The sequence below is a fragment of the Streptomyces sp. NBC_01264 genome (assembly GCF_026340675.1).
GTDB lineage: Bacteria > Actinomycetota > Actinomycetes > Streptomycetales > Streptomycetaceae > Streptomyces.
Genome location: NZ_JAPEOX010000001.1, coordinates 1,638,485 through 1,659,062 on the forward strand (window position 1 = coordinate 1,638,485; position 20,578 = coordinate 1,659,062).

At 71.1% G+C, this 20,578-nt stretch carries 20 protein-coding genes and 1 pseudogene; 9 read left to right on the forward strand and 12 right to left on the reverse strand.

Annotated elements, in window-relative coordinates:
• The first annotated feature begins 118 nt into the window (after positions 1 to 118).
• Positions 119 to 988 carry a slipin family protein gene (locus OG435_RS07385; RefSeq protein ID WP_266876021.1) on the forward strand — a complete coding sequence of 290 codons (870 nt, stop codon included), beginning with the start codon at positions 119 to 121 and terminating at the stop codon, positions 986 to 988.
• Positions 989 to 1,371: 383 nt separating this feature from the next.
• Here OG435_RS07385 and OG435_RS07390 read toward each other — a convergent pair.
• A pseudogene (locus OG435_RS07390) lies at positions 1,372 to 2,284 on the reverse strand (alcohol dehydrogenase catalytic domain-containing protein).
• Between the two features lie 297 nt (positions 2,285 to 2,581).
• Between OG435_RS07390 and OG435_RS07395 the strand changes: the two are divergent.
• From OG435_RS07395 to OG435_RS07410, 4 genes are all read left to right on the forward strand, one after another.
• Entirely contained in the window at positions 2,582 to 3,058 is a 477-nt protein-coding gene (locus OG435_RS07395) for a CBS domain-containing protein (protein WP_323187795.1), read from the forward strand.
• A 127-nt stretch (positions 3,059 to 3,185) separates the two neighbouring features.
• Complete coding sequence (locus OG435_RS07400; protein ID WP_266876022.1) at positions 3,186 to 3,761, forward strand: DUF5994 family protein; 576 nt, start codon at positions 3,186 to 3,188, stop codon at positions 3,759 to 3,761.
• A gap of 465 nt (positions 3,762 to 4,226) precedes the next feature.
• Positions 4,227 to 4,493, forward strand: coding sequence for a hypothetical protein (locus tag OG435_RS07405; RefSeq protein WP_266876023.1), 267 nt, complete (start codon positions 4,227 to 4,229; stop codon positions 4,491 to 4,493).
• Between the two features lie 47 nt (positions 4,494 to 4,540).
• Complete coding sequence (locus tag OG435_RS07410) at positions 4,541 to 4,813, forward strand: hypothetical protein (RefSeq protein ID WP_266876024.1); 273 nt, start codon at positions 4,541 to 4,543, stop codon at positions 4,811 to 4,813.
• Between the two features lie 86 nt (positions 4,814 to 4,899).
• On the opposite strand, the gene OG435_RS07415 is transcribed toward OG435_RS07410, so the two are convergent.
• The gene (locus tag OG435_RS07415) at positions 4,900 to 5,682 is read right to left on the reverse strand and encodes a hypothetical protein (protein WP_266876025.1); all 783 of its coding nucleotides are present in this window, start codon (positions 5,680 to 5,682) and stop codon (positions 4,900 to 4,902) included.
• A gap of 1,103 nt (positions 5,683 to 6,785) precedes the next feature.
• Between OG435_RS07415 and OG435_RS07420 the strand changes: the two genes are divergently transcribed.
• Positions 6,786 to 7,766 (forward strand): L-threonylcarbamoyladenylate synthase, encoded by a 981-nt coding sequence (locus OG435_RS07420; protein WP_266876026.1) that lies wholly within the window; start codon positions 6,786 to 6,788, stop codon positions 7,764 to 7,766.
• 19 nt (positions 7,767 to 7,785) lie between these two features.
• On the opposite strand, the gene OG435_RS07425 is transcribed toward OG435_RS07420, so the two are convergent.
• Positions 7,786 to 8,421, reverse strand: coding sequence for a carbonic anhydrase (locus OG435_RS07425; RefSeq protein WP_266876027.1), 636 nt, complete (start codon positions 8,419 to 8,421; stop codon positions 7,786 to 7,788).
• A gap of 260 nt (positions 8,422 to 8,681) precedes the next feature.
• On the opposite strand from OG435_RS07425, the gene OG435_RS07430 reads away from it, so the two are divergent.
• A complete protein-coding gene (locus tag OG435_RS07430) occupies positions 8,682 to 9,260 on the forward strand; it encodes a fasciclin domain-containing protein (protein ID WP_266876028.1) in 579 nt (192 codons plus the stop codon).
• A 74-nt stretch (positions 9,261 to 9,334) separates the two neighbouring features.
• On the opposite strand, the gene OG435_RS07435 is transcribed toward OG435_RS07430, so the two are convergent.
• The 5 genes from OG435_RS07435 to OG435_RS07455 all read right to left on the reverse strand — a co-directional run bounded on the left by OG435_RS07435 (position 9,335) and on the right by OG435_RS07455 (position 12,859).
• Positions 9,335 to 10,207, reverse strand: a complete 873-nt coding sequence (locus OG435_RS07435; protein ID WP_266876029.1) for a DUF4394 domain-containing protein — start codon at positions 10,205 to 10,207, stop codon at positions 9,335 to 9,337.
• 195 nt (positions 10,208 to 10,402) lie between these two features.
• Positions 10,403 to 10,840 carry a DoxX family protein gene (locus tag OG435_RS07440; protein ID WP_266876030.1) on the reverse strand — a complete coding sequence of 146 codons (438 nt, stop codon included), beginning with the start codon at positions 10,838 to 10,840 and terminating at the stop codon, positions 10,403 to 10,405.
• A gap of 15 nt (positions 10,841 to 10,855) precedes the next feature.
• Entirely contained in the window at positions 10,856 to 11,251 is a 396-nt protein-coding gene (locus OG435_RS07445; RefSeq protein ID WP_266876031.1) for a cupredoxin domain-containing protein, read from the reverse strand.
• 130 nt (positions 11,252 to 11,381) lie between these two features.
• Positions 11,382 to 12,173: a ferritin-like domain-containing protein gene (locus OG435_RS07450; RefSeq protein WP_266876032.1), complete on the reverse strand. Its 792-nt coding sequence runs from the start codon at positions 12,171 to 12,173 to the stop codon at positions 11,382 to 11,384.
• Entirely contained in the window at positions 12,170 to 12,859 is a 690-nt protein-coding gene (locus tag OG435_RS07455; RefSeq protein ID WP_266876033.1) for a ferritin-like domain-containing protein, read from the reverse strand. Before OG435_RS07455 ends, OG435_RS07450 begins: the two co-directional genes overlap by 4 nt.
• Positions 12,860 to 13,214: 355 nt before the next feature.
• Here OG435_RS07455 and OG435_RS07460 point away from each other — a divergent pair, with 355 nt between their 5' ends.
• Together OG435_RS07460 and OG435_RS07465 are read left to right on the forward strand one after the other, a co-directional pair.
• A complete protein-coding gene (locus OG435_RS07460) occupies positions 13,215 to 14,537 on the forward strand; it encodes an SAM-dependent methyltransferase (protein ID WP_266876034.1) in 1,323 nt (440 codons plus the stop codon).
• A gap of 5 nt (positions 14,538 to 14,542) precedes the next feature.
• On the forward strand, positions 14,543 to 15,250 hold the full coding sequence (locus OG435_RS07465) for an alpha/beta fold hydrolase (RefSeq protein WP_430625743.1): 708 nt from the start codon (positions 14,543 to 14,545) through the stop codon (positions 15,248 to 15,250).
• A gap of 139 nt (positions 15,251 to 15,389) precedes the next feature.
• Here the strand turns inward: OG435_RS07465 and OG435_RS07470 are convergent, their stop codons facing one another.
• The 4 genes from OG435_RS07470 to OG435_RS07485 form a co-directional block, all read right to left on the reverse strand.
• Positions 15,390 to 15,707, reverse strand: coding sequence for an SH3 domain-containing protein (locus OG435_RS07470; RefSeq protein WP_266876036.1), 318 nt, complete (start codon positions 15,705 to 15,707; stop codon positions 15,390 to 15,392).
• A 172-nt stretch (positions 15,708 to 15,879) separates the two neighbouring features.
• Positions 15,880 to 17,559 carry a nickel transporter gene (locus tag OG435_RS07475; protein WP_266876037.1) on the reverse strand — a complete coding sequence of 560 codons (1,680 nt, stop codon included), beginning with the start codon at positions 17,557 to 17,559 and terminating at the stop codon, positions 15,880 to 15,882.
• Entirely contained in the window at positions 17,556 to 18,899 is a 1,344-nt protein-coding gene (locus OG435_RS07480; RefSeq protein ID WP_266876038.1) for a tetratricopeptide repeat protein, read from the reverse strand. The genes OG435_RS07475 and OG435_RS07480 overlap by 4 nt, the downstream gene beginning before the upstream one ends.
• A 153-nt stretch (positions 18,900 to 19,052) precedes the next feature.
• Positions 19,053 to 20,516, reverse strand: a complete 1,464-nt coding sequence (locus OG435_RS07485; protein WP_266876039.1) for a DUF4331 domain-containing protein — start codon at positions 20,514 to 20,516, stop codon at positions 19,053 to 19,055.
• Positions 20,517 to 20,578: the final 62 nt, after the last annotated feature.

Consider the following 20,578-nt stretch of genomic DNA (forward strand, 5'->3'; position numbering starts at 1 on the left):
GACCGCGCGAGCATGGAAGGAGGCAGGCTCGCCGCCCCGATCGCAGAGGTGTGGAGCCCTGCGGACGGACCCGGGTCATCCCCTTGCTCCGCCACCGCACTTCGTGAGGTGCACCTTCATGGAAGTCCTGATCTTCGCGCTGATCGCTCTGGCCATCCCTGCCCTGATAGCGCTGCCGATGACCCTCAAGATCGTCAAGCAGTACGAGCAGGGCGTACTGTTCCGCTTCGGCCGGCTCACCGGGACCCGTGCGCCGGGCCTGAGGGTCATCGTGCCGTTCGCGGACGTCCTGCACAGGGTGTCCCTGCGGATCGTCACCATGCCCATCCAGTCCCAGGGCATCATCACCCGCGACAACGTCAGCGTCGACGTCTCCGCGGTCGCCTACTTCCGCGTCGTCGACGCCGTGAAGTCGGTCATCGCGATCGAGAACGTGGGCGCGGCCATCAACCAGATCGCACAGACCACCCTGCGCAAGGTCGTCGGGCAGCACACCCTCGACGAAACCCTGTCGAAGACCGACCGCATCAATCTCGGTATCCGGGAGATCCTCGATGTCACCACCGCCGAATGGGGCGTCGAGGTCACTCTGGTCGAACTGAAGGACATCCAGCTGCCCGACAGCATGAAGCGCGCGATGGCCCGCCAGGCCGAGGCCGAACGGGAGAAGAGGGCCAAGATCATCAACGCGGAGGGCGAATCGTTGGCCTCCGCCGCACTCGGAGACGCCTCCGACACCATGATGGCCCACCCCCTCGCCCTCCAACTGCGCAACCTGCAGAGCCTCGTGGAGATCGGTGTCGACAAGAACACCACCGTGGTCTTCCCCGCACCGCTCATGAGCACCATCGGCGAACTCGGCACCTTCCTCGCCCGCAAGACCTCCGCCGCCACCGTGGCCGCCACCGTCCAGGCACCGCCCGTCGCGGAGCTCGCCGCGAAGATCCCCACCCCTCCCCTGCCCAACGGAGCAGCCAAGGCCGTGTAACCGACAGTTGGTACCGCCGCGTGGAGGGCATCCTCCGCGCGGCGGTGCCGACTGCGGTGCGGCGCGCTCAGTGGGTCGCCGCGAGCTCGGCGCCGATCCGACGGGCCTCGACGCCCATCCGCTGTGCGCTCATGGGCCTGCCTCCCTACTGCTTTCTCAGTACGGCAGGACGCGCCCCGACGGGGTGCGCAGGTCGAGGGGCAGGGGGCGGTGCGGCCGAGGCCGAGGTGCCGAGATCTGGATGCGAGGCATGGCGGATCACCTCTCGGGAGCGGAACCGGAAGGGGTCCGCACTCCAGAGTCCTCCCGTGGGACGTTGACTTGGCAGGGCCGACGGGCCCAGAGGAGGGGGCCGACCGGCCCTCACATCAGCGCTGGTGCCGTCACGCTTTCTGGACGCGCGACGGGTTCGATACGGCCAGGTCGTCGTGGCGCGGGCCGCCCAGCACGACCTTCAGCGCGTTCGTCTCACCAGCGTGCGAGAACACCTCGTACGCCTCTTCCATCCGTCCCAGCTCGAAACGATGGGTGATGAGCGGCGAGGTCGGCAGCCTGCCGGCCGCCAGCATGCGCAACAGCATCGGCGTGGAGGAGCTGTCCACGAGCCCGGTGGTGATGGTGACGTCCTTGATCCACAGGTCCTCGAGATGCAGGGTCGCGGGCTCGCCGTGGACGCCGATGTTCGCGACCCGGCCGCCCGGGCGGACCATGCGGGTACACATTTCGAAGGCCTCGGGCATGCCGACGGCCTCCATGACGACGTCCGCACCGAGACCGTCGGTCAGGTCGCCCACGAGCATTTCCGGTTCCTCGGCGGCATTCACGACCGCAGGAGGTAGGGAAGATGTCCGCCAGCAGGACGGCGTCGGCACTGTCGACCGTGCTCGGCAGCAGGTGCACGGAGAGATCGGCGAACGGCACGCGGACGTATTCGGCCTGGGTTCCGTCGATCGTGTGGCCGAGCACCCAGCCGCCTCCCCCGCGGCACTGTCCGTAGCGGCTCTCACGGCAGAAACGGCACCGGCCGCACGAGGATATGCAGGAAACCAGCACCCGGTCGCCGGGCCGCACCGAGCGGACGTCACCGCCGCTCTCCACCACCGTGCCCACGGCCTCGTGCCCGAGCACGCGCCCCGGAACCACCTCCGGCAGATCACCCTTGACGATGTGCAGGTCCATACCGCAGATGGTCACGGCATCGACGCGCACTATCACGTCGGCGGGGTCCTTGATGCTCGGATCCGGCACCTCCTGCCACGCGGTACGCCCCGGCCCCTGGAAGACGAGTGCCTTCATGACTCCACCTCTCCATGTCTCCCGTGCTCCGTTCGGCAAAGGTCACTTCATGCTGTCCCCGCCGCTCGGTTCCCGGACAGGGCCGGACGGTCCCGTACACGGGCCTGACAGGCCCGTCCGACCCTGCCGAGGACATGTGATGGTGGATGGCGAGGTCTCCCTCACCGGAGGACGGCCGCCGAACTCCGGGGCAACACGGGGAACCTTTCGCTCTCTCATCGAGGACCACGCCATGACCTCCAGCCCGCATCCCGTCCGCGACATATCGAGGGCGAGGGCACCAGCGAGGTCATCGGTGTGGTCTCGGAAGCCGATCTGCTTCCGAAAGCGGAGTTCCGCGATCACGACCCCGATCTCATAGAGCGGATGCGGCGGCTGGGTGACACGCTGAAGGCAGGCTCGACCCTGGCCAAAGACCTGATGACGACCCCCGCCGTCACCGTTCGGCCCGACACCACACTGGCCCGGGCGGCCCGGCTCATGGCGGAACGGCACATCAAACGACTCCTGGTCGTCGACCCGGCCGGCACCCTCCAGGGCATCGTCAGCCGCAGCGATCTACTCAAGGTGTTCCTACGCCCGGACAGTGAACTCGCCGACGAGATACGGCGCGAGGTTGTCGGCCGACTGTTCCCCCTCGCACAGCACAGGGTGCGGGTCGATGTCCACCACGGCGTGGTCACCCTATCCGGCGGCATCCTCGACGCATCGCTCAGACTGCCGGAGCACAAATCCTTGGCCTCAACGGAAATACCTGGTCAGAACCCCTTTTGATCTCCACACCGGAGTAGGCTGAAAGTACCGGGAGTATTTCGCGCATCGGATGCAACTCAGGTGTCATTTCCGGCGATCAATACGCCGGGCCGTCGAACTGCGAGCGGCCCGGGGACAGGTCTCCACCATGACCGTCACCCTGGAACGCACCGCACCTGCCGCGTCATCCAAGCCGCCTCGCCCCGCTCGCCTCGTGCTCACGCCGAAGACCACCCTCGCCGGGCAGCTGGACGGCGCCTGGTGGCCCCGCTCCCGTGACCTCGCGGCCGAACTTCCTGCTCTCGTCGCCGCCTTGGCAGAACCCTGGGGACGCATCACCCGCGTCACCGTGAACCCCACCCGCTGGCCCGTCGTCCCACCCAAGGTCCCCGTGGCCGGGCACACCGTGCACGTGGGCTGGTTCACCGAACAGGACGCCGACAAGCTGATCCTGCTCTCCTACACCGTCGGCCGCTGGGACCTCCTCGTCGTCCCACCCCAGACCACACCCGCCGCCGCGGCCCGACTGATGGCCGCCGCTGCCGTCCCCGGCAGCGTCCTGACCCCCCGCGCGCTGATCGCCGCCGAAGCCGTCATCGGCCGAAGGCCCGACCTCCGGAACAGGGAAGACGCCTGGGAGAGCGAAGGTGGGGCGCGCACATCCGACATCGGCTCCCTCGCCAGGCTACCGGTCGGACCGCTGTCCGCCGGCGCCTGGTGGTGAGCGCTGCCCTACCTGACCGGAGGGGACCGCTGAGCGCGACAGCTTCCAAGCGGCGTCCTGATCCCCGGCCATGATCACGACCAAGAAGTCAGCCATGGGGCAACATACCGGCCCCATGGTGGCGTTGGTCTGGATTCGCAGTAGCCCCAGCTGAGCAACGACGGCCCCTGACACCGGGCACGGAATCAGGGGCTGTCACACGCGTCCCGACTTGGGAGCGTCGGGGCACGAGTCGGCGGCCAACAGCGCGGGCCGCCAGGTCACGCCGCTGGGTTCATCAGGTGTGCAGCCGGCTGTTGGGGCCGTCCTGGTCGCCGGCGCCCTCGTCGTTGAACCAGTAATGACCGCGTCCAGGTACCTGAAGGAAAGCGTGCTCCCACTCGGCAGCTCGACCGTGCCCAGCGGGTGGGCGCCCGCGCCCACCCGCCGACTCTTCTCCGCCCACTCCGAAGGGAACACGCCGACGTGAAGTACATCGAGACCCAGATACCGCCGTCGCTCGCACACGCCGAGATACGGATCATCGCACACACCCCCGAAGCCGCCCGAGCCGTCGCGGAGGCGCTTCGACACTGCTTCGCCGGCGCGGAACAGCGCAGCTACCCCGGTCTCGACGGCGACACCCGCCTCCACCTCACCGTGGACACGGCAACACGGGCCGGCCCCGCCCGCACCTGGCTGGCCGCCAGCAGAACCCCCGTCGGCGCCGGCACCCACTCCGACGAGACCTGAGCCAGGGCCCGGAAGCCCACCCACCCCGCACACGAGAGGACGCGGTCATGGCCACCCCGCACGAACGTAAGACCTATCGCGATCAGGTGCTCCGGGTCCTGTACGAAGCCGTCGAAGACAACCGCCTCCTCGGCGTCACCGGAGCGCAACTACGGCAGGACCTCCACGTGCCGGAGCAGGATCTTGCCGCCGCCTGCACCTACCTGGCAGGCGAGGGCTTGATCACGGTCGACTGGGAGCCGGGCAACACCTCCGCGATGGTCACCCTCACGCACGCGGGTATCCGGCGCACGGAGACCGAGGAGGAAGAACGCGGCTGAGCGGTCCTTCAGCCCCGGCGGTGGGCCGCGCGCGGCCAGGCGGATTTGGCGTGCGGCGGGACGAGCAGGCGTCGGAGTGCCTGGAGTCATGGCGTCGCCCGGTGCTGGTGGCCGACCTCGCGTACGAGGTCCAGCCCGAGGACGCGGTCGAGAAAGGCGAACGTCTCGAACTTGGCACCGGCCGGCACCTGCGCGCGTGTCGCCACGCCGGCCAACATGTCCAGGACGGCGGGGACGCCGAGATCGTCGGCGAGAACGGCCCGAGCCTGCCGCAGTTCGTCGGCAGGAATCGGCCTGGACGGCTGCTGCGCCCATTCGGCCACCTGCTGCCGCCAGTGCGTCAGCGTCCTCCGGGCCTCGGCGAGCGCGGAGCTGGTGACCGTGACCGGCAAGCCGTAGGCATGGCCGAGCAACAGCATCCTCACAGCCAGCGGATCGGTCCCCGCCGGGGCGAATCCTTCCGGGGGCGGCGGGCTGACCGGACCCACCTCGATCCGGACTCCGCCGGCCGCGTCCAGCAGGACGGCGTCGTACGGGAGGACGTGCACGTCGGCAGCCGCGCAGAACGTCTCGGTCAGCTGGTGAACACCGATGGTGGCGGGCGGGTGGATACCGAGAGCATCCATGGCCCGATCGAGCGCCTGGGTCTGCTCATGCGGGAGGTCCGGCGTCGTGAGGGCCGTGAGGGACTGCAGGCCATGCAACTCCGCGGCGCGCGCCAGTACGTCGCCGACCAGAGGCGCCCGCAGATGCGCCATACCGATCCCCGTGTCGATGACCGGCAGGTGGACGCAAATGCGCAGCAGGTGCCGGTGTGCGGAAGGAATCTCCACGAACAGGCCGGTGCGAGTGTCGGCGATACGCAGCATGATGCGGAGGCTAGTCCTGGAAACCTCCGGTACCGGGGAGGACCTGGCAGGACGCCTACGTTGCGAACTCCGACCGGCATCACGTGCCGTCCGTCCAGTACCGCTGAAGGCGGGCCACGGCATCCTCCACCTCGGTCAGTAGATGGGCGTTAGAACCATCGGCACGCACGATCCGGAGTCCCCCGCTTCTCAGCAAGACCTTGGAGTTCCGCAGGGGCGACGATGCGGGGGGAACTCCTGCACGGTGCCGAAAGCAAGCCGCTGGGTACGAGAGCCCAGGCCAGCACCACCGAACGCGTGACCGATGCGTGAGCGGACGGGGCGGCACCAGTCGTCACGCGCTGAACGACGCAACGTGCCGCATGGCGCTGAGCAAGGTGTTCAGCACAACTGAATCCGTATGGGGGCATCGGTGAACCGGTCGACCCGGCCTCAGAACACCACACCCGCCACCACGACGGAGGTCACGACGCGTGCACCACCTCGACACGGACACCCGCGCATCGATCCAGCGGCACTCTGCCGCGCGGCGCGACCCGCCCTGCGCCAGCTGGCAGAGCCCATCGACCGCAAGACGGCCCACACGGTCTTCAAGGCCTCCGGCTTGCAGTGACCGGCGGTCAGCGGCCTCTGCACTCCCGGTCATGACCTCAGTCCCACGCTCCCCGCCCTGGACTGCCTCGTTGGTGCCATCCGTCACGGGGATCGCCCCGCGCCGTGGCACACGCCAGCGGGCGTCGGCTGCCGGAACTGCGGGCCCGTCAGCGGGGTTTGCCTCAGGGCCCCGGCCGACCGGGGCTGCGGATCGTGGTCCGTGTTGTCGACGCTTCGGGCGAGACCAGGATCCGGACCAGTTCCGGACCAGCACCTCGCCGCCCGAACCATCTGCGCTAGTTACGGCTGGTCAGCAGGGGTACGAGCCATGTACCACCAGCAGACGAAGAATCTCCTGGTGTCCTACTCCCCGAAGAAGCTCGGCTTCTTCTAGAGGCACGGGGCCTCCCGCGGGAGGCCCCGGCATGATGGGGTCCGTAAGGTGTGCGTGGTCTCGTCGTCCTGTGCCGGCGAGCCATGGACGTGAGAGCGGACAGTGGAGTGCTGCGATGGTGACGGCGAAGACCAGCGACATTGAGCAGGCGGCCGAGGTGCTGCGTGCGGGCGGTCTGGTGGCCCTTCCGACCGAGACCGTCTACGGTCTCGGCGCGAACGCCGAGGACCCCGCCGCCATCGCGCGCACCTTCCATGTGAAGGGGCGTCCGCCCTCTCACCCGCTGATCGTCCACATCGCCGCCGCGGAGGATCTGGACGACTGGGTCGAGACCGTGCCCGCAACGGCGCGTCTGCTGGCCGAACATTTCTGGCCGGGGCCGCTGACCCTGGTCCTGCGGCGCGGGCACCGGGTGCCCTTGGAAGCGACGGGTGGGCTCGAGACGGTGGCCGTGCGCGTGCCCGATCACCCCGTCGCCCTCGCGTTGCTCTCGGCCTTCGGTGGCGGCGTCACCGCTCCGTCCGCCAACCGGTTCGGCTCGGTCAGCCCCACCACCGCGTCCCACGTCCGCGCGGAGCTCGGTGATTCCGTCGACTTCGTGCTGGACGGAGGCTCGTGCGCGGTCGGCGTCGAGTCGACCATCGTCGACGTCACGGGTGAGATCCCGAGCATCCTGCGGCCCGGCGGTGTGACGCGCGAGGACCTCGAAGCGGTACTCGGACGCTCGATCACGGTGCCCTCGACGAGTCGGGTCCGGGTACCGGGCCAGCACCCGTCGCACTACGCGCCGCGTGCCCGGGTCGTCCTGGTCGAGCCGGAGGAAGTGGCGGCCGAAGCCGAGCTCGCGCAGGGACTGGGGCACAAGGTCGGCGTCTTCCTGCCCGCCTCCCTCGCCGACGCCGCGGTCAAGGCACATGCCGTGGTGAGCGTCCCCGATTCGATGGACGCCTACGCGCAGGGCTTGTACGGATACCTGCGCGCGCTCGATCAGCAGGAGTGCGACCTCATCATCGCGTCCCTGCCGCCGGAGGAGGGGCTGGGGCTGGCGATCGCCAACCGGCTTCGCCGGGCTGCGGGGCCCCGGCCCTCCAGGTGAGCGGCTGCGGCCGGGACGCTCAGGACGCGGTGGGGAGCGCCGCGTCGAGGCCGCGGGCGGCGACGAGCTGCGCACTACCGTCGGCCAGCCGGTAGGACAGGCCCAGCACGCCGAGGCGGCCGTCGGCGACCCGCTCGGCCAGCACCCGGGAGCGCTCCAGGAGCAGGTCCACCGTGTTCTCGATGTGCTCGGCCAGGATCTCCTCGGCCGTATCGCGGCCGGCGGCGCGGGCTGCCAGCACGCTCGGGGTCACCCGTTCGACGACGTCGCGGACGAAACCGCCCGGCGTCCGCCCGTCCTCCAGTGCGGAGCAGGCCGCGGCGACGGCTCCGCACGAGTCGTGGCCCAGGACGACAACCAGCGGCGCGTCGAGAACGCTCACACCGAACTCGATGGAACCGAGCACTTCGGTACCGGCGACATGCCCAGCGGTGCGTACCACGAACAGGTCGCCCAGGCCGCGGTCGAAGATGATCTCGGCGGCCAGCCGCGAGTCGGAGCACCCGAAGACCACGGCGAAGGGCTGCTGGGACGGTGCGATCTCGGTGCGGCGGGTCGAGTCCTGGTTGGGGTGCTCGGGGGTGCCGAAGACGAAGCGCTGATTGCCGGCTATCAGCAGGTCAAAGGCGTCGCGGGGCGTGCGGGTCTCAGTCATGGCAGCAGCCTACGAGGCGGCACCGGGCCCCGCTGTGACAGGTACCGCCGGAAGGGCGACGGAGCGGACGGGGCGGACGGGGCGGACGGGGCGGACGGCCCGGCAGCCGACCCAGCCGCCCGACGAGGGCACCCTCGATGCCGCTTTCGTAGCTTTATGCACCAATCACCCCAGCGTTCGGCTCCGAATCAAGGGTGAGGGGAACGAGCGGGCCCAGGGACGGGGCAGACCATGGGTCCCGCCTCCACCAGGAGGAACACATGAGCATCCACACCGTCCGCCGCTCCGCCGCACTCGCGGCAGCAGCGTTCGCACTCCCCATCGCCCTGGGCGTGGCGGCCCCGGCGTTCGCCGACTCGCCGCAGGCCGATCCCTTCGGGCCCGCCTGCGCCTCGGTGCCCAAGGAGGGCTCCGGCAGTCTCGCGGGCATGGCCACGGACCCGGTGGCCACCGCGGCGTCGAACAACCCCGCGCTGTCGACGCTGGTCACGGCCGTCAAGAAGGCCGGCCTCGTCGACACGCTGAACAATGCCAAGGGCATCACCGTGTTCGCGCCGACCAATGACGCCTTCGCCAAGATCCCGAAGGCCGACCTGGACAAGATCCTGGCCGACAAGGCCGAACTCACCAAGATCCTCACGTACCACGTGGTGGGCGAGAAGATCACTCCCGAGCAACTCGCCATGGGCGACTTCAAGACCCTCGAAGGCGGCTCCCTGACCACGGCAGGATCCGGCGAGAGCTTCACCGTCAACGGCAAGGCGAAGATCATCTGCGGTGACGTCCAGACCGCCAACGCGACCGTCAACATCATCGACACCGTCCTCACCCCGAAGTGAGAACGCGGGCTCCGGGAGGGAAACGGGCAGGGGTGGACGGCTCGACAGAGCCGCCCACCCCTGCCCGGACCGTGTCAGCCCTGGTTCAGCGGCAGGGCGAGGTCGGTGATCTGGCGGTCCTTGGGGAAGGCTCCCAGGTCATGGGCGGCTCCGGTGAGGAGGTTGATCCCGTACAGGCGGAAAGCGCTGCCGGTGTTGAGGGCGGCGAAGCCCTGGTTGGTGCCCTGCTTGGGGGCGAAGTAGATATCGAAGCCCGCGTCGGGGCCGGCGTCGACGCCGAGGTTTCCGGTCGGGGCGAGCGTCCCGGCGTTGGCGGGCGACTGGAGGGAGACCCGGTCGGCCTTGGTGTCGATGTCGAACAGAGTGGTCGCGGTGGCCGCGTTGAGGTCGTTGTTCGTGTACGCGGCGCCGGTGACGCCCAGGGCGGTCGAGGGAGGCGTCGTCGGGTTGGTGAGGGGCCCGTCGACGGTGGTGGTCAGCGGGGCCGCGTTGTCGTCGATGTTGTGCCGCAGGTTCTGGCCGGTGTCGCTGATGACGCGCAGCCGGTTGGCGGCGGGGTTGAAGTCCACGCCGAACCGGGCTCCGGAGAGGGCGACGGTGAGCTGGGAGACCTTCGCGGCCTTGGCGTTGTGCGTGTTGAGGGTGTAGACGCCGCCCTTGTCGCCGACGCCGTAGAGCTTCTCGTTCTGGACGCGGAAGTCGATGCCGACGATCTTGGTGTCGCCCATGAGGCCGGCCACCTTGCCGATCGACATCGTCTTCGACGGCCGGTCGACCATGAACTCCACCAGGCGCTGGTCGGAAGTCAGCCCGATCGCGGTCAGCGACGTGCGGTCCATGCCGTCCATGCCGTGCGGGTCCGCGCCGTCGGCGGAGGCCAGGACGGGCGCGGAGAGGGCCGCTGCGATGGCGACCGAGACGGCGATGGTGCTCTTGCGCGTGCGCATGGTGCTCCCCAACTGAGGTGTCGTCCCGTCCGGAATGGGCGCGGGATCCGGTCGGGGTTCGCAGCGGACGGCCACCCGGACGGGCCGGGTACGTGAGGACCACCCTGACGGCGCCATAGTCCGCTTGTCGGGCTAGGCCGTCTCTTTCGGATCTTGCCGGGCGTCGCGGGCCCGGCAAGATCCGAAAGAGACGGCCTAGGCGCCGGCCGGACCGGACAGTGGCGCCTTCGTCCCCCGGGCCGCGATGAGGTGGCGCCGGGCCGCCGGGAGGGAGAGCGCGGTGGGTGCGAGAACGGCGAGGGTGAGGAAGGCCCAGCAGTACAGGGCGGCGCTCTCGCCGTCGTTCTGCAAGGGCAGCAGCCCATGGGGCTGGTGTTCGGTGAAGTAGGCGTAGGCCATGGTGCCGGAGCACAGCAGTGCGGCGGGGCGGGTGAGCAGGCCGGTGGCCACGAGGGCGCCGCCGCCGAGTTCGATGAGGCCGGCCCACCAGTAGGGCCACAGGCCCACCGGTACCGGGTCGTCTCCGAAGAAACCGGAGAGCTTGGCGGCGCCGTGGCAGGCAAGGAGGAAGCCGGTGGCGATGCGGAACAGGCCCAGCAGGTGGTCGTCCCCGGGGCGCGAAAGATGAGGCATGGCTGCTTTCCGGAGTCAGCGGACGGTGAGGCTGCCGGACATGAACTGGTGGATGTCGCAGATGTACGCGTACTGGCCGCGGGCGCGGGGCGCCGTGAAAGTGGCGCTGCGGCCGGCCTTGACCCTTCCGGTGTCGAAGGTGGCGCGGCCGGTTCCGGTGAGGGTGTGCGGGGCGTTGTCCCTGTTGACCACGGTGACCACGGTGCCGGGCGCCACGGTGAGGGACGCGGGACTGAATCCGAAGTCCTTGATCACGATGCGGGCGGTCGGAGCGGCCTGAGCGGGTGCCGACCGGGCGCCGGCGGGAGTCAGGAACACGCCGGCCAAGGCGACTGCGGCGCACGCGGCCCGGGCCGCGACGGAACGCAGCGCGACCGGGAGCGGGACGGGGGCGGAGCTGTGCTTGGGCATGACGAATCGGTCCTTCACGGGATGGCGGAGCAAGGGCGCCGGACGGCCCGCGTACGTGGAGGCGTACGCGGTCATCGGGGAAGGGGCGCCGCGACGGCGGAGCGGGCGCGGCGCCCGGGTCGTGCGTGGGTCAGATGGTGAGGAGGGCGGGCTCGGCGGCCTTGTCCGTCTGGAGGAAGGCGTCCGGGACGGGGTACTCGCCGAGGACGAAGTGCAGGATCGCTGCGTGCATCGCCTCAACGGGGGCGATGCTCGCGGCGGTCCCGATGCCGGCCGGGCTGCTGACGTGGCCGACGGCGAACAGGTAGGTCTGCGCGGCCTGGTCCTCCAGGGCCAGGGCGAGGCGGGCGACGGCGCCGACGTCCTTGGCCCGGCCCAGGGCTTTGACAGTGGCGGGCTGGTTCGACAGCGGTACCCCGGTGATCGCGGGGCGGCCCGCGCCGGTCAGGACCGCGTTCCAGGCCTTGGCGTGCGCCGCGTGCTGGTCCATGGCGGTCTTCGCGAAGGTGCCCACGGCGGGCGGCACCTTGCCGAGCTTGCCCGCGTCCGCCGCCTTCAGCGCGGCACCGTAGGCGCCCACGGCCTGGTTCTCCAGCGCTGCCGCAAGGGCCACCACCTTCAGGTCCCCCTGGTAGGGGCTCGGAGCCACGGCCCGCCGCCCCGGGGCCGTGCCGGCGCCGAACGCCTTCCCGGATCCCGTAGCGGAGACCAGGGCGAAGGCGGCGGCCGCTGCCGCGATGCCCGCGCCCGCGAGGAAGCAGCGCCGGCCCGCGTCCTCCCGGCCGATCTCCTCGACGAGTTCGGCCGCTCCCTCGTGCAGGGCGGGCAGCGTCTCCATGTGCGCCTCCTGCATTCCCTTCGTCAGCCGGATCAGCTCGCCCTCACCGATCCCCGGCTCCCACGTGCTCCTCGCGGCGCTCACTTGACGGCTCCTTCAGCGATCGGGGAAGCGTTCTTGACGGGATAGAAGCCCTCGGGGAAGGCGACCGACCCGGCCGCGGCCGGCAGCGCCGCGACCTTCGTGGGCAGGGCGATCAGCTCCGGCTTTCCGGCGCCCAGGAGGGCTTGGACCGCGAGGAGCACCGCCCGGTGCTGGGCCTCGACCGGCGCGATCGAGGCGAACAGCGACCGCAGCCGTGCGTCGCGGACCCCGCCGGCGTTCTTCGTGTAGGTCTGCGCGGCGACGTCCTCCAACGTGATCGCCAACGCCACCACATCGGCCGGCCCCTTGATCCCGGGCAGGGCCTTCTTCACGATCGCCGCGTACTTCGCGTTCGGCGCCGTCTGCGCCTTCCCTCCGGCCTGGGTCGCCGCCGCGTTGAACGCCCGCGCGTGTGCGCTGTGCTGGCTGATGGTGGTGGCGATGAAGGCGGCCACGGTCTTGTTGCCGTTCTTGATGAACGGCAGGCCGGCGGCCTTGCGGTACACGTCGACGGCAAGGTTCTCCAGCGAGGCCGCGGTCTGCAGCGCCATGACGTCCTCGCGCGACACCCGGACGTCGACCTCGCCGAGCGCGGAGCCCGTCATACGCATGGCGGTGCTGTTCAGGTCCTGCGACTTCTCGGTCAGCTGTCCCAACAGCCTGTCATCGATACGGCTTGCGCCCATCACGCCCCATCTCTCCTTCACATACGGCGCGCACGCACCCACCGCGCTCGCGCATCCAGCGCAAGTTCGCGACGGGGAGAGGGTCGGACCGGTCAACTCACCCTAAAGAGGTGAAGATTGGGATGATGTGACGGGTTGACGCAACGGCTGGGCACCTTCGACGGCCAGTGGCCGCAGCGGCCAATCCCCGCGGTCGTCCGCTACGAAGTCCGGGTGATGCCGCCGAGTAGGGCGGCGTGCCGAGTGGCGGGCGCCGGCCGGCTCCGGCGGCCGTCTTCGGTTCCTCGCGCGAGGCCGGGTCCCGTTTCCGGCGCATCGACGTCCGACAGGTTCTCCTCGTGGAAGGGACCATCCTATGAGGCCCGCAGCCGACCGTCTGGTCGACCTCCTCAGCCACTTCCTCGCCGGACCGCCACCGGTCCGGCTGCGTGCCTGGGACGGCAGCGAGGCCGGCCCCGCGGACGCGCCCCTGGTCGCCCTGCGCGGCCCCGAAGCCCTGCGCCGCCTGCTGTGGCAGCCGAACGAGCTCGGGATCGCCGAGGCGTACGTCACCGGGGACCTCGACGTCCACGGTGACCTGGCCCAAGCCCTGGGCAAGGCCGGCCGGTCGGTTCGCGACCAGGGGATCCGGCGGCCGGGCCCGGCCGCACTGGCCTCGGCCACCGTGCTCGCCGCCGGACTGGGCGCCGCCGGCCCGCCCCCGCACCGCCCGGACGGTCGCGCCCGGCTGAACGGCCGTCCGCACAGCGCCTCCCGGGACCGCGCCGCGATCAGCCACCACTACGACCTGTCCAACGCGTTCTACGCCCTGCTGCTCGACACGACGATGGCGTACTCCTGCGCCTACTGGACCCGCCCCGCGGACGCTTCGTACGGCCTGGCCGAGGCTCAGGCCGACAAACTGGAGCTGATCTGCGGCAAGCTCGGGCTGCGCGCCGGCGACCGGCTCCTGGACGTCGGCTGCGGCTGGGGCTCCCTCTCCGTCCACGCGGCCCGGGAACACGGGGCGAGGGTCACCGCGGTCACCCTGTCCGAGGCGCAGCGGGAGTTCGTCACCGCCCGGGCGGCCCGCGAGGGCGTGGCCGATCTGGTGGACGTCCAGCTGCGGCACTGGCGGCACGTCGACGGCGGAGGGTACGACGCTGCCGCCGCGGTGGAAATGGGCGAGCATGTCGGGGACGCCGAGTACCCGGAGTTCGCCGGGATGCTGCGGGCGGCCCTGCGCCCGGAAGGGAGGCTCCTCATCCAGCAGATGTCCCGCGGAGCACACGCCCCCGGCGGCGGCCGCTTCATCGAGACGTACATCGCTCCCGATATGCACATGCGCCCCTTGGGCCGCACCGCGGACCTGTTGGAGGCTGCCGGTCTGGAGGTCCGCTCCGTCGAGTCCCTCCGTGAGCACTACACCCGGACCATCGACACCTGGCGTGCCAACCTCGAAGAACGGTGGGGAGACATCGAGGACGTCGTCGGCGAGACCACCGGTCGCATCTGGCGGCTCTACCTGGCCGGGGCGTCCCTCGCCTTCGCCGAACGCCGCATGGGAGTCGACCAGTTCCTCGCGATCCGGCCCACCCGGGAGGGAACCTCGGGGATGCCCGCCACCTCGTCCGTACCGTCCGTCCCGGCCGCCCGGTACGCGCGCGAGGGCCGGCCGTCACGGGCAGGCACCCGGTGAAACACCTGCGCGACACCGCGGCGGAACCGGTCCCGGCCCTGGCGCCGGTCTTCCGCCACCGTCTGCCGCGCGAGGCCGCCGCAGCCGTACTCCTGCTCCACGGCGGACGCGCGAACGGGCTGCGACCGCCACCCCGCGCGAACCTGCCCGCGTTGCGGATGCGGCCCTTCGCCGGTGCGCTGCTCCGGGAGACGTTCGATGACGACGTCCTCGTCGCCCATGTCCGCTACCGGTACCGCGGCTGGAACGGAGAGCACGCGCATCCCGTAGCCGATGCCCGGCGGGCCCTGGCCGAACTCCGTGCCCTGACGGGCCCGGTTCCCGTCATCCTCGTCGGCCACTCCATGGGCGGCCGCGCCGCGCTGCGTGCGGCGGCAGACCCGCAGGTCAAGGGGGTAGTCGCCCTCGCACCCTGGTGGCCCGCCGCAGAACCCACCGGCCACCTGCACGGCCGTACCGTCATCGCCCTTCACGACGAGGCCGACCGAGTCACCAGCGCGGCGGACACCTGGGCCTGTCTCACACGTGCCCGGAGCGCGGGGGCACTGGTCCAGGGGATCCGCATGCCCCACGGCGGCCATTCGATGATCCGCGACGCCCGCCGGTGGCACCGCGTCATGGCGGAGGCCGTCGGCGCGATCCTCGGAAACGGCCTGCCCATCGCGCAGAGTGCGGGCGGGCCCGAGCGGGTGATCTTGGATGCAGGCCCGTAAAGGGGATACGGGCGGACCGTGCCGCTCCCCGCGAAAGCGGGGCCCGCACCTGGGTACGGGCCCCGCTCCACAGCTCCGGGAGGCCGGGAGGCCGGGAGGAGTCACGACAGCAGCAGACGGTCCCGGCCCGCGGGTCCGGTCAGCAGTAGCGCACCCATTCGTGCGCGTGGACGTAGCGGGCGTCGACCCAGCCGGACTTGTCGGCGAGGTGGTACCAGCCGCCCTGCTGGCAGGCCAGCTTGACGTGGCTTCCCGGGGACAGGCTCCACACCACGTGGGAGTGGGTCCACGGGTGCTGGCGGACGTTGAGCTCCATCCGGGAGGTCACGGTCCCCGACACCCCGTGATCATGGTGGTGGGACTGAGGGGCGGCTCCCGCCGCACCCACGCCCGCCACACCGAAAGCAGCGGCCAGGACTACGGCGGCGAGGCCGCGCCCGATCATTCGTCCGGTCATCGCAACACTTCCCTTCCTGCCCCCGCACCTCTGCGCCCCAGGGTCGGATGGGACCCGACGCCGTGAGCAGCGGATGCTCACGCCTCCACCCGTTGATTCGTCGGCACGAACACTCCGGATTGGTGTGCATCATCCCAATGCGGGCGGCGGGGTGGTGGGCGTGGGCGACCCCTCACAGACCGGTGACGGCTCGGGCGGTGAGGCCGATCCCGACGATCAGGACGAGCGCGGAGGTGGTGGCAGGTCCGATGCGCCGGAGCCCTGTCAGCCAGGTGGAGGCCTTCCCGGAGGCGTGGGCGGCCATGCGGTCGCCCAGCCGTACGAGGAGGAGGCCGGCGAGGGTGAGGGTGGCGGCCATGCCGAGGCCGTAGCCGATGACGAGGAGAATTCCGAAGGCCGTACGGCCGAGGGCGACGGCGCCCAGGAGCACGACGAGCGCCGAGGGGCTGGGGACGAGGCCGCCGGCGATGCCGACTCCGATCAGGACCCGGCGCCGTCGCCCGGCCGGCTCCTGGTCGTGGTCGTGGTCGTGACGGTGGTGGCCCGTGTCGTCGTGGTGATGGTGGTGGTGACGGCCGGACGGCGGTGCCGTTCTGGTCAGGACGGTGGTGTCGGCCGCCGTGGCCTCGGGTGCCCGGCGTGAGGGCGGCAGCGTGGGCGCCGGCTCGTCCGTCTGGCCGTGGCCCTGATCGTGACGGTGGCCGGCATGCACGTGGGCGTGGGTGTGGCCGCCGTGGTGGTGTCCGTGGCCGTGCTGCCGGCCGCGGCCGCGCAGGGCGGATTGCAGGAGGCGCAGGCCGATGGCGGTGACGAGGAGGCCGCTGGCCAGGCCGAGCCAGGCCAGGACGGTTTCCCCGGCGAGGTGGGTGGCGAGCGGGAGGACGAGGCCGAGCGTGAGGACGCCGGCTGTGTGGGTGAGGGTGACGGTGGCGCCGACGGTGACGGCGTCGCGCGGGGTGCCACGGCGGCCGGCCAGGTAGGCGGCCATGATCGTCTTGCCGTGGCCGGGCAACGCGGCGTGCGAGGCCCCGAGGACCACGGCGAGGAGCAGGGCGAGGAGGCCGACCGGCACGGTCAGTTCGCGGCTGCCGACGAGGCTGTCGAAGAGGGCCGCGACCTTGTCGAGTACGGCCGTGACGGGTCCCGCACCGGGCAGGCCGGGCGGCACGATCCGGGCTGCGGGCCCCTCCCCCGGGGCTGTCCGCAGTTCGGCACTGCGCTGGTCGAGCGGGGCGGCGAGCGGGTCCTGCGGGTAGTGGCGCAGCCCGCCGGTGGACGAGACGGCCGGGACGGTGGAGCCCGTGACAGTGAGGCCTTCGCCGCTGGCGGTGATCTCGCGCCAGCCGATGCGCCGGGTGTCGTAGTGGGTGACGGCCCGGACGGTGGACGGCGGGACGAGGTCCGCGTCGGCCTGGATCCGGCAGGTCAGCCGGCTCGTCTCGAGCCCGGCCTCGCCCGGATGGAAGGCCAGCGTGGCGGCGCGCCGGTTCCATTGGACTCTCATGCCGCCCGCGTCGGCGGCCAGTTGCCCGGCCAGGGTGGCACATGCCCGGTCCGCGTACCCGCCCCGTTCGACGGCCGTGATGATCCCGTCGCGGTCCCGGTCGATGAGCGGACGCTCCTGTGCGGCGGCGATCTCGGCGCGGTCGACCACGATCTCGGCCTCGACCGCATGGGGGCGCAGGGTGAGGTGGGTGGCGTAGTTGACGGTGAAGTTGCCCAAGGGATGCGCGGCGGCCGGGTGCGCGGCGGCGATCAACGCGAGCGGGGTGAACAGCGCGGCCGCGAGCGGGGTCAGCCGTACGGCCGCGAGCGGTGCGGCGGTCGGGCGCCGACGGTTGCGAGGGGTCATGGGGTGCCGTCGATTCGCCGGATCGCTGCGCGCGCCGCGGGGGCGTGCAGCGGGTGGAAGGAGGGGTCGATGGCCAGTGCCTGCTCGAGGTCGTGCAGCGCGGCCGTGGTGTCGCCGAGGGCCTGGTGGATGGCCCCGCGGTGGTAGCGGAAGAGCGCGCTGCGCGTCCCCAGCGTGAGAGCCCGCTCCGCTTCGGCGAGGGCCTCCTCGTCGCGGCCGGCGCGGTGCAGGGCCCAGGCGTAGGCGTCGTGGACCGCGATGAACGGCCGCTCCCGTACGGCCGCTTCGGCCATGGTCACCGCTTGCCGGGGGTCGCCGTGGTCGGCCTCGAAGAGGATCGCGTCGACGTCGGCGGGTGCGCCGGTCGCGCGGCGGAGCGTCTCCTGGGCGCGCAGGACCGCGTACTGGGCTTCGGCCTGCTCCCGGTTGCCGTGGGACTGCTGGAGTTCGCCGAGTCCGAGCAGGTACTGCGGCAGGGGGGCCGCGGCGATGGCGGCGGTGTAGTCGGCGACCGCCTGTCCGGTCTCACCCTGGGCTGCGCGGGCTTTGGCCCGGGCCTCCAGGAGGCCCGCATCGCGGGGGGTGATGGCCAGTCCGGCCTGCGCCTGGCGTTCCGCGGCCGCCGCATCACCGCTCTCCAGGGCGAGGGAGGACAGGTGCGTGTGGGCGAAGGCGCGTTCGCCCGGGGTGCCGGCCGCCCGCAGTGCGCGTGCCATCAGGGTCTTGGCCCGGGCGGTTTCTCCGCGGAGTTCGAAAACGTAGGAGGCCCGGGCGAGGGAGGCGCTGTCGGGGCGGAGGTCGGCCATCTTCTGGACGGCGTTCTCCGCTTCCTCGTACTGGCCGAGCTGGGTGTGGGCGTCGGCGAGGACCCCGTAGGAGGCGGGGGTGGCCGGGCTGGTGGCGACAGCCTTGCGGGCCCAGGTCAGTGCGTCCCGGAATCGGTGGCGGGCCGCGGCGAGGGCGCCCATCCCGATCTCGGCGTGGAGGTTCTCGGCCGGCTGGAGGGCGAGCGAGCGGCGCAGGGCGCCTTCCGCCTGCGCGTAGGTGCTCTGGTCGGCGGTGGTGCGGGCCTGCTGGACCAGGGCCAGGCCGAGGTCCGCCCAGCTGACGGGATCTTTCGGCAGGCGTTTCACGCGTGCGCGCAGTCCCTCGATGCCGCGCGTTTGTGCGGAGGTGGCCGACGCCGTGGTGGAGCTCTCCCGTGGGCCCGGACCGTTCGGGGAGAGGGCTACGGCGCCGACGGTGAACATGACCGCGCCCAGGGCGACGGCGATCGCGGTGTTGCGCAGGTGTCTGCGGTGCCGGATCGCGGGGGCGGGGTTCTCTTCGGGCCGGTGCACGGGGTCCTCCCCGGTGAAGGTGAGAAGTGACGGGTGACGGGTGGGGGCTCCGGGCGGGAAAGGAGGACCGGCCTCAGGTCCCGCCCGGAGTGTGTCGAGTCAGCCGGAGTGTGGTGGGTCAGTGCGGTTCCGCCGAGGGCTGCGGCGTTCCATCTACCGCTTCTCGGGTGCGTTCGGGCCGCTGTTGACGGACTTGGTGTGCGGGAGCGCCAGGTACGGGAACGAGGTGCCGAAGGGGACCTCGTTGGTGTCGACCTGGTCGCCTCCGGCGAGGGCCGGGACGAGCCGGCCGGTCTGGGCGGCGCCTTCGACGGCCTGGAGGGAGATGTCGATGACGTCGTCGGTCAGGCGGCGGCCGTTGGGGAAGCCGGCCAGGTCGCCGGCGAGGACGCCGTACCGGTTGGGACTGGTGGTGGGCGGCACGGCCATGTTCAGGCGCAGTTCCTCCGCGGGCACGATCTTCTTGAGGTTCGCGTCCTTGTTCAGGCGGTGCGCGTTGAGGTCGGCCTGGATGGGCCCGCACGCCTTGCAGATGCCCGTCAGGTAGATCTCGAACAGGTCCCTGCGCGGGGCGGCCGGGGCGGGGATGCCGTAGACCTGCTGGATGAGCTTGGGCAGGATCGGGTCCAGGACCTTGTCCACGACGGGCTGGACGGTGCGGTCCTGGTCCGGGTTGAGGGTGTTGAAGGCGTCCTTGTACTTGAGCGGGACGACGACCTCGTTGACCAGGGGGTTGCCCAGGCGCGAGACCTGCTTCCACTTGTCGCCGTGCTTGTCGCGGGAGTCGGACACCTGCACGCCCTGGCGGTCGGTGGTCGACCACACGCCGATGACCGGGTTGCGGCCGGGGTTGCCCTTCAGCGCCAGCGCCTTCTTGGGGATCTGCAGGGCGACGGAGTTGACGTTGTAGCCCGCGAGGGTGTCCTGGCCGCGCTCGGACAGGTTTCCGCCGTAGAGGAGGTCGAACACGCGCAGGTCCGCGAAGAACGGGTCCTCGGCCTGGCCCGCGAAGGTCTGCCCGCCGCCGGGGACGTTGCGGACGGCCTGGTTGCGCAGGGCGGCGTAGTCGGGCATCGACGCCGGGCCCACGCGGGAGGGAGCGGCGGGCACGCCGGACAGGAGCACGGTGGACTTGCCGCCGGTGGTGACGACGAGGTCGTAGACCTGCCGGAAGTTCAGGTCCGGGTCGTTCAGCGAGGTGACCTGACCGGTGTTGTACAGGAACTGGTTGGCGTCGTCGCGGTAGCTGCTGCGGAACCGCCAGGTGTAGGTGATGTCGGAGTCGCCGTCACCGTTGTTGTCGATCTTGATGTTGTAGCGGAGGTCGTCGCCGAACGCGTAGAAGTTCGGGCCGCCGTTCGGTTCTTCGAACGGGATCCAGTTCGCGAGGAGCGTGACCGAGTCGGGGCGGTCGAGGCTGGTGTACGCGTACACGTCGGTGTTGTCCGCCCGAGGGTCGCCCGCGATCAGCGGCGCCTCACGGTGGCTGGACGCCGAACTGACCCCGGGGGCCAGAGTGAAGGCGGCGAGGCCGGTCGCCAGCGCGCCGGCGCCCAGGACAAGCAGGGACTGGTTGAGCACACGACGCGAACGAGGCCGTGCGGAGTTGGACTTCAAAGCTGTTCCTCTCGACTGCGGACCCCCGGCCCACCGCACACACCGGCACGGCGGTTGAAGGG

What these genes read in the sequence shown, in the direction of transcription:
- OG435_RS07415 (WP_266876025.1), bottom strand. Translation starts at nt 5,682, where the DNA reads ATGCTGCGTATCGCCGACACTCGCACCGGCCTGTTCGTGGAGATTCCT.
- OG435_RS07455 (WP_266876033.1), bottom strand. Translation starts at nt 12,859, where the DNA reads ATGGGCGCAAGCCGTATCGATGACAGGCTGTTGGGACAGCTGACCGAG.
- OG435_RS07460 (WP_266876034.1), top strand. Translation starts at nt 13,215, where the DNA reads ATGAGGCCCGCAGCCGACCGTCTGGTCGACCTCCTCAGCCACTTCCTC.
- OG435_RS07420 (WP_266876026.1), top strand. Translation starts at nt 6,786, where the DNA reads ATGGTGACGGCGAAGACCAGCGACATTGAGCAGGCGGCCGAGGTGCTG.
- OG435_RS07475 (WP_266876037.1), bottom strand. Translation starts at nt 17,559, where the DNA reads ATGACCCCTCGCAACCGTCGGCGCCCGACCGCCGCACCGCTCGCGGCC.
- OG435_RS07445 (WP_266876031.1), bottom strand. Translation starts at nt 11,251, where the DNA reads ATGCCCAAGCACAGCTCCGCCCCCGTCCCGCTCCCGGTCGCGCTGCGT.
- OG435_RS07470 (WP_266876036.1), bottom strand. Translation starts at nt 15,707, where the DNA reads ATGACCGGACGAATGATCGGGCGCGGCCTCGCCGCCGTAGTCCTGGCC.
- OG435_RS07440 (WP_266876030.1), bottom strand. Translation starts at nt 10,840, where the DNA reads ATGCCTCATCTTTCGCGCCCCGGGGACGACCACCTGCTGGGCCTGTTC.
- OG435_RS07400 (WP_266876022.1), top strand. Translation starts at nt 3,186, where the DNA reads ATGACCGTCACCCTGGAACGCACCGCACCTGCCGCGTCATCCAAGCCG.
- OG435_RS07435 (WP_266876029.1), bottom strand. Translation starts at nt 10,207, where the DNA reads ATGCGCACGCGCAAGAGCACCATCGCCGTCTCGGTCGCCATCGCAGCG.
- OG435_RS07410 (WP_266876024.1), top strand. Translation starts at nt 4,541, where the DNA reads ATGGCCACCCCGCACGAACGTAAGACCTATCGCGATCAGGTGCTCCGG.
- OG435_RS07430 (WP_266876028.1), top strand. Translation starts at nt 8,682, where the DNA reads ATGAGCATCCACACCGTCCGCCGCTCCGCCGCACTCGCGGCAGCAGCG.
- OG435_RS07425 (WP_266876027.1), bottom strand. Translation starts at nt 8,421, where the DNA reads ATGACTGAGACCCGCACGCCCCGCGACGCCTTTGACCTGCTGATAGCC.
- OG435_RS07385 (WP_266876021.1), top strand. Translation starts at nt 119, where the DNA reads ATGGAAGTCCTGATCTTCGCGCTGATCGCTCTGGCCATCCCTGCCCTG.